This window comes from Shewanella sp. CG12_big_fil_rev_8_21_14_0_65_47_15, from assembly GCF_002783505.1.
Taxonomy (GTDB): Bacteria; Pseudomonadota; Gammaproteobacteria; order Enterobacterales; family Shewanellaceae; genus Shewanella.
The window spans coordinates 76,132-86,507 of the sequence record NZ_PFGL01000063.1 but is presented as its reverse complement, the minus strand read 5'-3'; the positions used below and the strand labels follow the sequence as shown (position 1 = coordinate 86,507).

The following is a 10,376-nucleotide window of genomic DNA, read 5'->3' as shown; positions in this document are numbered from 1 at the left end:
ATCTGTTACAAATTATTATGCCCACATTTGCGCGAAAGCCGTCGCTATCAATCACATGGACTCCGTATAAGGATAAATTTTAATAAACTGATTGTTTCATAAAGCTTGTCTCTCAGCAAACCTCTATTTTAAGCCGAGTTTTGGATAAATAAACCGCCTACTCGTATTTATCAACAAAGCAAGGTCAGGTAAATGGGGAATATCCACATTTTCTGTGGATATCTCTGTTTGAAACTCCCGTAAACTTGTTAGATCGTTCAAAAAACATCTGTTAAGTGCAGTTTACCTCTTTTACCCAAAAAGATTAATACAAAATAAATTCAATAGCATAGGCAAATTCATTTACAACTTAATGCACAAAACATCATTAAAGGTCATTTTTTAACCCATGGCGTCTATGGTGATCATTTCTTAAATCAGTGCCAATGTTATACACAGAACATACAAAAATTTGCTCACAATTAGGTAGACTAAGGACGATTTTTGCCATTGACTTGCATTTTCTATTGGGTTAAAGAGGCAGTTTTCAGGAGTTATCCATAATATCTGTGGATAACTATGTGGGGAACGCAAGGGAAAACCGAGAGTAACTCTGAACACTTTTATCAAATGATGAAAATCAACCTTATATCATCAGCTAAATCATAAGGTTATACTTAGCCACCGACTAAAGCATAGATATCAACTGTGCAGTTCATTTTTTAACCTCTGTTGCTAAGCGCTTATTTTTCAGTAAAATTCCACCTATGAAACCCATAATTCCTCCCCAGAATCTTACCGAATTACTCGAACGCGCCCATATGCTGGCGGGCATTAGCTTGGCCCAAATTGCGGCTCAGAGGGGCATTCCCGTCCCCAAGGATCTTAAACGTGATAAAGGCTGGGTCGGTCAATTAGTTGAAATGGAGTTAGGGGCAACTGCGGGTTCAAAGCCGGAACAGGATTTTTTACATTTAGGCGTTGAGCTTAAGACGATTCCTATCGATGCGCAGGGAAAACCCCTCGAAACGACTTATGTATGTGTCGCCCCGCTAATCAATATTGAAGGACTCACTTGGCAAAGCAGTTTAGTGTGCCACAAGCTGCAACGGGTACTCTGGGTTCCCGTAGAGGGAGAGCGGCAAATCCCTGTTGGTGAGCGGCGGATAGGGACACCGATCCTGTGGGAGCCCGATCCGCAGGAGCTATATCTATTACAACAGGATTGGGAAGAAATCATGGAACTTATCGCCCTAGGCCAGGTTGAGAAGCTCACCGCCCGTCACGGTGAAGTATTACAACTGCGCCCTAAAGCGGCCAATAGTAAGGCACAGACCCAAAGTATTGCCGAGGATGGCAGCCTTAAAATGACCAATCCCCGTGGCTTCTATTTAAAAACAGCCTTTACAGCAATGATACTAAATAAAGTGTTTGGTTAAATTTTCGTAGCAATATGGACTTGTATTGATCCAGATCACAAATATCACTGGTACTTTAGTGATGATTTTCTATAAACTACGGCATCCTGAAGTAATGGTCGTATTCGGATAAAAAGCGAGTAGTGAGAACACGTAGACAAGCGAAAAAACTTCTTTTTGCGATATTAGCTTGGGCGATTGCCATGGCTGCTTTCGTGTTTTTTCGATATGCACAATCACCCGAGCTGCCCCAATGGGCGGTAGGCTCGGCCGATCTCGCCACCCTTGCCATTTATATGGGCATCATTTTTGGCAGCCTACATTGGATGTCGAATCTGATCACCGATTTTAGTGCCATCAATCGCCTTCCTTATATCTTCTCAGTGATTTTTAAAGGTTTATTCCTATTACTCGGCGCAACAACCTTAGCCTACATGACCCAGTTCTTAAATATGTGGGCCATTGAAAATCATATGTCCACCTTAAGACAAATGCTCACGGCACACATACTGTACAGCCCTTCGTTTCAAGCTTTGATTGTATATTTAGTCGTTGTGCGTGTGAGTCTAGCCTTCGTCGAACAAATGGCACTCCTTGTGGGGCCACGTATTTTGCTCAATATTGGATTGGGTAAATACCACAAACCCCGCTATGAACAGCGTTTATTCCTTTATTTAGATATGGTTGCCTCAACCACACACGCGGAATCTCTCGGGGATTATCGCTTTAGTCGCTTAATTCAAGACAGTTTTAGCCTACTATCGGAGACGGTAACGAACAACGAAGCCGAAATTTATCGTTATATGGGCGATGCAGTGCTTATCCATTGGCCATTAGAAGAAGGAATTGTGCACGACCGCTGCATGAATATTTATTTTGAATTTAGCCAGCAACTAAGTTGGCAACGCCGCTACTTTGAAGAGCATTATGGTTTTGTACCAAAATTTAAAGCGGCGGCCCATTGTGGCCAAGTGGTAGCAGCTGTCGTCGGCGTGCAAAAACAAGAAATTAGCTTCTTTAGCGATGTACTCAACACCTTAGCGAGACTGCAGGATCAGTGTAATCCCCTGGGGCAACGTATGTTGATTTCAGGGGCATTGGCAGGACGCTTAGATAATCCGAATAGCGAGTATCGCCTATCCCATTTAGGGCCCGTCAAACTCAAAGGAAAACAACACTCGATTGAAGTGTTTGGCGTTTCCCCTCTTTAAGTTATCCGCTCGCCATTCTAACCTTTTTGGTCGCAAACGACTTCAATAGGAACTTCAAGTGGTGAGCTTTCGCATCTTGAAGCGGTTTGACTATAGAATCATTGCGTATCTTTAGTCAGTAACTTTTGGATCATTAAGCCTAAAGTACGGAAGGTTAAAATACGACTGGTCGTTTGCCGCCAGACTAAACCGATATCACGGTATGGCGCTTCACCCGGTGGCGTCATCACCACCAAATCGGTGTCATTTAATATCCCCGCATCTATGGCCATTTGCGGTAAGAAAGTCGTTCCGAGTTTACTGTTCACCATTTGTACTAAGGTGTGCAGACTCGTCGCCGCAAAGGGATTCACCTTAGCACTATCACCCAGTTGGCAAGCGGTAATCGCATGGCCCGTAATGCAATGCTCACTCTGTAATAGAAATATACTCTCGTCCGGTAAAGCTTGATAATCAATGGGCTGATGAATACCACTCGCGAGATCTTTATGGATCACCATTTTAAAGGGATCGATTCCCACCTTCATGCTGTGATAGCCACTGGTATCTACGGGTAACGCCAAGATCAATAAATCCAACTCCCCTTTGCCTAATGCATCCAATAAACGCTCAGTGGTATCTTCCTTTAGCAATAGACTCATCGCCGGGTAAGCCTGTTGGCATTGGCGCACAACGCGACTCAATAAAAACGGGGCTATGGTGGGAATACAACCTAAGCGTATATCTCCCGTCATAGGCTCGCCCTGGTTCTTAACCAGTTCGACCAAGTCATCCACATCGGTGAGAATTTTACGGGAGCGCTGAACGACCTCCTCGCCAATGGCGGTAAACATAAAGGACTTATGATCCCGCTCAATCAACTGGTGTCCAAGCTGCTCCTCTAAATTTTGAATGCCACTGGACAAGGTTGATTGACTGACAAAACACACCTTGGCAGCGCGATTAAAGTTTTGTTCTTGATGGAGATTGACCAAATAAAATAAATTTTTCAGGCTAGGTAAGCTTTTCATTTTATCGATTGCCATTAAGGTTATGGATTAGAAAATTAAATATACTCTACCATAAGTTAGCAACAATAAGCTGGCATTAGTTATCAAGACTGTGAGCAGAATCGATATTCCATCATTCGCAGATGAAGGCTGGGATCACCCATAATATTGCAGAAAAAAAGCCTGTTTTGGAGAAAAAATAAACAGATGAATTGGCGCAGCTTAACTCAGCATGACTGCGCCAATGGAGATCAAGCGAAGGATTTAGGCCTTAGCCTGTAGGAAGAGCTTTAACTGCTGTAGGTCCGCACTCGCATGTTCGACGATCTCAGCGACCCAAGATCCATGTTCTGCATCCCAACGCGCTTCTTCACCGTGTTGCAGTAACTGAGCAATCTGTTGAATACGTTTTAAACCAACGGATCCCGCAGCCCCTTTAAATTTATGGGCTTCGGAGCACAGGGTCTCTTTGTCTGCAGCATCGTTAGCCTTTACTAGGTTCCCCACATATTCAGGCATTAATTGCTCAAATAACACCACACTCTTAAGTAATGTTCCCGCGCCAATGGCGCTGCAGTACTGTTCCAGAGTATTGAGGTCTAGGATTGCTTCTAATTCAACTGTGGCCATCTAGGCCCCCCTTAAGTAGTCCAATGCTTAAAACGAGTTTATGACATGATACCCACTAAAATTGTCTGTGCAACTTATAGCGGCATTTGTTGTCCAATAAGCCTTTAACTTAACAGAAAATCAACCATTTAAATAAGTAAATACTGTCAATTTGTCGCATTCATAGCAAAATGCTGTGACTATCATAGTCACTCTAGTGCATCCCCTTGTCCACCAAAACGCTGCAAATTATCCACAATCGCGACTAAACCATTCCAGCGATAGGCGCACCAATCTGGTGCTAATAGCATAGGTTTTTTCGCATAGGCAGTGACGCGATGAAAAATGACATCCTTTGGAGTATGTCGGATAAGTTCGCCAACGCTCGCGGCGTACTCTTCTATCGTCAGCAGCGGCAAACGCCCGCTTCGCCAAGCTTTGGCCATAGTACTCCCTTCGACAATATGGAGAGGATGCAATTTAAGCCCATCAACACCTTGTTTCAACACGGCTTTTAGTGTGCTCATCACATCATCATGGGTTTCATCTGGCAGACCAAGGATAAGATGAGTGCATACCTTAAGACCGCGAACTCTCGCCCTAGCCACAGTTTCACAATAACAGGCAAAATCATGGCCACGATTGATCTTGCGTAATGTTTTATCATTAGCCGTTTGTAACCCTAATTCCAACCAAACATCGGTGCCTTTTTCTTGATAGTTTACGAGTAAATCAAGCACTTCATCGGGCACACAGTCGGGTCGCGTGCCGACACACAGGCCAACAATGTCACTGTCTCTCACCGCCTCATCATACTTATCCATAAGCACTTGGTACTCGCCATAGGTGCTCGTATAAGCCTGAAAATACGCGATAAATTTATCAGCATTCAGTTTAGGTTTCGCCTCTTTATAACGGGCTTTCCCCTGTTCTAACTGCTCACTGATGCTGAACGTTTCCGCTTGCTGATGACTAAAAGAAGCGACATTGCAAAAAGTGCACCCTCCACGCCCAAGGGTGCCATCCCGATTAGGGCAAGTGAATTGGGCATCGATAGTTAACTTACGTAATCTCTCTCCATATTTAGCCTTACATACGGCGCCGAATGTGTTGACATATGCATCGAGCCCCATTACGGCACCCACCGAATTTCATATCGTTTCATTTAAAATAACCAAGATAAAACCGCAAATTGCAAACAAAAAAGCGGGGTAAACAAAATAAAAAACCTATTATAAACAAAGCTGACCTCGATTTTTTAGCGACAGGTCAAATTCCTCCTCAATAGTCAGCGCGGCTAGCAATAATTCGAGCCACAGTTCCCATTTCATTTACACTTTGTGATTTAGTGCACGCTTAAAAAGAATAACAATTCACTTATTTTAAATTTTTATACTCTCACTGTATTTGCAATAAAAATCACTATTTCTAAATCAAAAACAATCAGCCACAATGTTACACTTTGGTAAATCTGCAGTGTTGTTATTTTTAAAATTCTTTTTATTCATAATGTTATACAGCGCTTTCATCAGTTAACGTCAACGTAAGCTGATTGTGATTTGTGTATAAAACATGAATTAATACCCATATTTTATGCAAATTTTTGGTTTGACCTTTAGTGAATCTCAGGCTAATTTGGGTGGTTCGGGTGCATATCTATAGAAAGTCTTTACATTTCTCCCCGAGTAGTAATTAGTTGAGGTCTAGGGAGGTTTTTGTATGAGCTTATATCATCCCAGTTTTGAGCGGGACAATTGTGGTTTTGGGTTGATAGCACAAATGGATGGCGAAGCCAGCCATCGTATCGTGCGCACGGCTATCCATGGCCTCGATCGCATGAAGCACCGTGGCGGTATCGCCTCCGACGGTCGCACCGGTGATGGTTGTGGTTTATTGATGCAACTGCCCGTACAGTTTTTTGAAGCGATCGCCTCGGAAAATGATTGGCATTTAAGCCGCAAGTTTGCCGTGGGTATGCTGTTTTTAAGTCAAGATGATGAACTGGCCGACCAAGCTAAGTTTATCCTTGAGCGCGAACTCGAGCGTGAAACCTTAAGTATTGCGGGTTGGCGTAAGGTCCCCGTCAATCCCGATGTGTTAGGCGAAATCGGTAAGTCCAGCCTGCCACAAATCTACCAAGTACTGATCAATGCCCCCATTGGCTGGCGTGAAAAAGACTTGGAACGCCGCCTTTATATGGCGCGTCGCCGCTTAGAGCAGCAAATCATCGACGACAAGGACTTCTATGTCGCGAGTTTGTCAGGCCAGGTTATCGTCTATAAAGGCCTGATGATGCCTGTAGACTTACCCGCGTTTTATCCCGATCTCGCGGACATTCGCTTAAAAAGCTCTATCTGCCTATTCCATCAACGTTTCTCAACCAATACTTCTCCTAAATGGCCATTAGCTCAGCCCTTTAGATATTTAGCCCATAACGGCGAAATCAATACTATTACCGGTAACCGTCAATGGGCCCGTGCCCGTGCCTATAAGTTTAATTCACCGCTACTGCCTGATTTGCAGCAGGCCGCGCCCTTTGTGAATGAAACAGGCTCAGACTCTTCATCCTTAGATAACATGCTGGAAATGCTGTTATCCGGTGGCATGGACTTATACCGTGCCATGCGGTTATTGATCCCGCCTGCTTGGCAAAGTAATCCAGAAATGGATGACGAATTAAAAGCCTTCTACGACTTTAACTCTATGCACATGGAACCTTGGGATGGTCCGGCAGGTATTGTGATGACCAACGGTCGCCATGCCGCCTGCGCCGTTGACCGTAACGGTCTGCGTCCATCGCGTTATGTGATCACTAAAGACCGTATTTTAACCCTCGCCTCCGAAGTCGGTATTTGGGATTACGCCGCCGATGAGGTGATTGAAAAAGGCCGCGTTGGACCGGGTGAGTTACTGGTACTCGATACCTTAAACGGCCGCCTGTACCAATCCTTTGAAATTGATAACGACTTGAAACGTCGCCACCCCTATAAAGAATGGATGGCGAAAAACAGCCGAACCTTGATCCCAGCGGAGCAACTCACCACAGAGCAACACGGTGCCAGTGAACTGAGCAACGAGCAATTGCTGCAATATCAAAAGCAATTTGGCTATACCCGCGAAGAATTAGAGCAGGTTATCTGGGTTCTCGCTAAACAGGGTGAAGAGGCCACGGGCTCCATGGGCGATGATACCCCGATGGCCGTGCTGTCGAAAAAATCTCGCTCACTCTACGACTATTTCAGGCAGAAATTTGCCCAGGTCACTAACCCGCCCATCGACCCATTACGTGAAAAACATGTCATGTCGTTGGCGACCTGTATCGGCCGCGAGCAGAACCTGTTTAATGAAACCACAGGGCACGCTTATCGCGTGATGTTCAACTCGCCAATTTTATTATTCAGTGATTTTAATCAGTTACTTGGCCTAGATAGCACTTACTATCGCGCCAATATCGTCGATTTAAATTATGATCCACAGGAAGGGCTCGAAAACGCCATTCGTCGCATCACCTCAGAAGCCGAACGTTTGGCCCGTAGCGGTACCACTTTGCTTATCCTCTCGGACAGAGCCATAGGTAAAACGGCGCAAGTGATCCCTGCGGCAATGGCGGTGGGCGCTGTGCAACAAATGCTGGTGAATAAGAGCCTGCGCTGCGACACCAACATCATTGTTGAAACCGCATCGGCGCGGGATCCGCATCATTTTGCCGTCCTGCTCGGCTTTGGTGCCACGGCGATTTATCCATATTTAGTGTATGAATCAATTTCTGAACTGGCGAAGCGTCACCAGTTAACAGACACCACGGCACTGATGCTGAACTTCCGTTACGGCATCGAAAAAGGCCTGCGTAAGATCATGTCTAAAATGGGCATCAGCACTGTGGGTTCTTACCGCTGTAGCCAGCAATTTGAAGCCATAGGCATAGCCAGTGATGTGATTGAACTGTGCTTTAAGGGTGTCATCAGCCGCATCGAAGGTGCAAGCTTTGCCGAAATAGCCCAAGATCAAGCGTTATTGCATAAAGCGGCCTACCGTGCCCATGTGCCATTGCCGCAAGGTGGCCTGCTGAAATACGTTGAAGGCGGTGAGTATCACTGCTTTAACCCAGATGTGGTCAACACCTTGCAGGCGTCATTGAAAGACAAAGACTTCGCTACCTATAAAAAGTTTGCCGAGTTAGTCGACAATCGCCCTATTGCCACACTGCGCGACTTAATCGGTATTAAAGGTGCTCAAACCTCGATTGACATCACCAATGTAGAAGCGGCAGCAAATCTATATTCACGTTTTGACAGCGCAGCCATGAGTATCGGCGCCTTAAGCCCTGAAGCCCATGAGGCATTAGCCATCGCGATGAATCGCTTAGGCGGCCGCTCTAACTCGGGTGAAGGCGGTGAGGATGCTCGCCGCTTTAATACCGAGCGTAACTCGGCGATTAAGCAGATTGCCTCGGCGCGCTTTGGCGTTACGGCACACTACTTAGTCAACGCCGATGTGTTGCAGATTAAAGTCGCCCAAGGGGCAAAACCCGGTGAAGGTGGCCAGTTACCCGGCCATAAAGTGAGCGTTGAAATCGCCGGCCTGCGCCACGCGCGTCCTGGTGTGACCTTGATTTCACCGCCACCACACCACGATATTTATTCTATCGAAGATTTAGCTCAGCTGATTTTCGACTTGAAGCAAATCAACACTAAAGCACTGATCTCTGTGAAGCTAGTGTCAGAACCCGGTGTAGGCACTATCGCCACGGGCGTAGCCAAAGCCTACGCGGATATGATTACTATTTCAGGCTACGATGGTGGCACAGGTGCCAGCCCAATCACCTCAGTGAAGTATGCGGGCAGCCCTTGGGAGCTAGGTTTAGCCGAAGTGCATCAATCCCTAGTAGAAAATGGTCTACGCCATAAAATTCGCCTGCAGGTCGATGGCGGTTTAAAAACCGGTACCGATGTGATTAAAGCTGCGTTGTTAGGCGCCGAAAGCTTTGGTTTTGGTACTGTGCCTATGATTGCCTTAGGCTGTAAGTACCTGCGTATCTGCCACTTAAACAACTGTGCGACTGGCGTGGCAACTCAGGATAAAAATCTGCGCGACAATCATTACCACGGCCTGCCAGAGCGAGTGATGACTTACTTTGAGTTTGTTGCCGAGGAAGTGCGTGAATGGATGGCGACCTTAGGGGTAAATAAGTTTGAAGACCTCGTCGGCCGCAGTGAGTGGCTACATACCTTAGAAGGCCAAACAGAGAAGCAACGCGGGCTCGATTTAGCGCCGATCCTGTATCAGCCTAAGGTCAAAGCCAGCACATCGCGTACCTGGCAAGAAACCAATCCGCCCGCAGATTTAGGGCTACTCAATCAACATCTGCTCAACGAGTGTCAAAGTGCGGTCGATAAGGGCGAATCTTTCGATGCCGCTTACAGTATCAACAACACCGACCGCTCAGTGGGAGCAAGACTGTCGGGCTATATCGCAAGCACGCTCGGTGTTAAAGGCACCAAAGCGCCGGTCAAACTGAGCTTTAACGGCAGTGCTGGCCAAAGTTTTGGCGTGTGGAACAGCCCAGGACTTGAGTTAAAACTCTGCGGTGATGCTAACGATTATGTCGGTAAAGGCATGTCTGGCGGTAAGATTGTGATTTACCCACCACTGGGCAGTCCATTCCAGAGCGAGCGCAGCGCCATCGTCGGTAACACTTGTCTCTATGGCGCGACAGGCGGCAAGTTCTTCGCTGCGGGTCAAGCGGGTGAGCGTTTTGCGGTGCGCAATTCGGGGGCGATTGCCGTGGTCGAAGGGCTCGGTGATAACGGCTGTGAATATATGACTAGCGGTATTGTGGTCGTGCTTGGTAAAACTGGGGTGAACTTCGGCGCAGGCATGACGGGCGGCTTTGCCTATGTGTTCGACCAATTCGGTCGTTTTAACCGCCGAGTCAACACTGAGCTTGTCGATACTCAAAAGCTGGAATCACCGATCCATCAACAACATTTAAAAGGCTTAATTGAGGCCCATGTGGCCGAAACGGGCAGTGAGCATGCCAAGATGATCCTAAGTGATTTTGGTAACTGGTTGGATTGCTTTGTATTAGTTAAACCTAAAAATATTGCGGTTGCCGATCTGCTCAAACTAGAGCAATCAAACCCAGAATTAGTCGTAAAAGCGGGGTAATG

6 protein-coding genes are annotated in these 10,376 nt (G+C 46.2%); 3 read left to right on the top strand and 3 right to left on the bottom strand.

All coding sequences use genetic code 11. The annotated features are described in order from the left end of the window. The first annotated feature begins 746 nt into the window (after positions 1 to 746). Together mutH and COW15_RS17100 are read left to right on the top strand one after the other, a co-directional pair. Positions 747 to 1,418, top strand: a complete 672-nt coding sequence (mutH, locus tag COW15_RS17105) for a DNA mismatch repair endonuclease MutH (RefSeq protein WP_293634313.1) — start codon at positions 747 to 749, stop codon at positions 1,416 to 1,418. A gap of 122 nt (positions 1,419 to 1,540) precedes the next feature. Further along, complete coding sequence (locus tag COW15_RS17100; protein ID WP_293634311.1) at positions 1,541 to 2,608, top strand: adenylate/guanylate cyclase domain-containing protein; 1,068 nt, start codon at positions 1,541 to 1,543, stop codon at positions 2,606 to 2,608. 98 nt (positions 2,609 to 2,706) lie between these two features. On the opposite strand, the gene oxyR is transcribed toward COW15_RS17100, so the two are convergent. The 3 genes from oxyR to COW15_RS17085 all read right to left on the bottom strand — a co-directional run bounded on the left by oxyR (position 2,707) and on the right by COW15_RS17085 (position 5,339). Continuing rightward, complete coding sequence (oxyR, locus tag COW15_RS17095; RefSeq protein ID WP_293634309.1) at positions 2,707 to 3,618, bottom strand: hydrogen peroxide-inducible genes transcriptional activator OxyR; 912 nt, start codon at positions 3,616 to 3,618, stop codon at positions 2,707 to 2,709. Between the two features lie 243 nt (positions 3,619 to 3,861). Continuing rightward, complete coding sequence (locus COW15_RS17090) at positions 3,862 to 4,227, bottom strand: Hpt domain-containing protein (RefSeq protein WP_293634307.1); 366 nt, start codon at positions 4,225 to 4,227, stop codon at positions 3,862 to 3,864. Positions 4,228 to 4,415: 188 nt separating this feature from the next. Continuing rightward, positions 4,416 to 5,339: a TIGR01212 family radical SAM protein gene (locus tag COW15_RS17085; protein WP_293634305.1), complete on the bottom strand. Its 924-nt coding sequence runs from the start codon at positions 5,337 to 5,339 to the stop codon at positions 4,416 to 4,418. A 586-nt stretch (positions 5,340 to 5,925) separates the two neighbouring features. Here COW15_RS17085 and gltB point away from each other — a divergent pair. Then, entirely contained in the window at positions 5,926 to 10,374 is a 4,449-nt protein-coding gene (gene gltB, locus COW15_RS17080; RefSeq protein WP_293634303.1) for a glutamate synthase large subunit, read from the top strand. Positions 10,375 to 10,376: the final 2 nt, after the last annotated feature.

Excerpts from the sequence above, each read along its gene's own strand:
- COW15_RS17085 (WP_293634305.1), bottom strand. The coding sequence starts at position 5,339 with ATGGGGCTCGATGCATATGTCAACACATTCGGCGCCGTATGTAAGGCT.
- oxyR (WP_293634309.1), bottom strand. The coding sequence starts at position 3,618 with ATGAAAAGCTTACCTAGCCTGAAAAATTTATTTTATTTGGTCAATCTC.
- COW15_RS17090 (WP_293634307.1), bottom strand. The coding sequence starts at position 4,227 with ATGGCCACAGTTGAATTAGAAGCAATCCTAGACCTCAATACTCTGGAA.
- gltB (WP_293634303.1), top strand. The coding sequence starts at position 5,926 with ATGAGCTTATATCATCCCAGTTTTGAGCGGGACAATTGTGGTTTTGGG.
- mutH (WP_293634313.1), top strand. The coding sequence starts at position 747 with ATGAAACCCATAATTCCTCCCCAGAATCTTACCGAATTACTCGAACGC.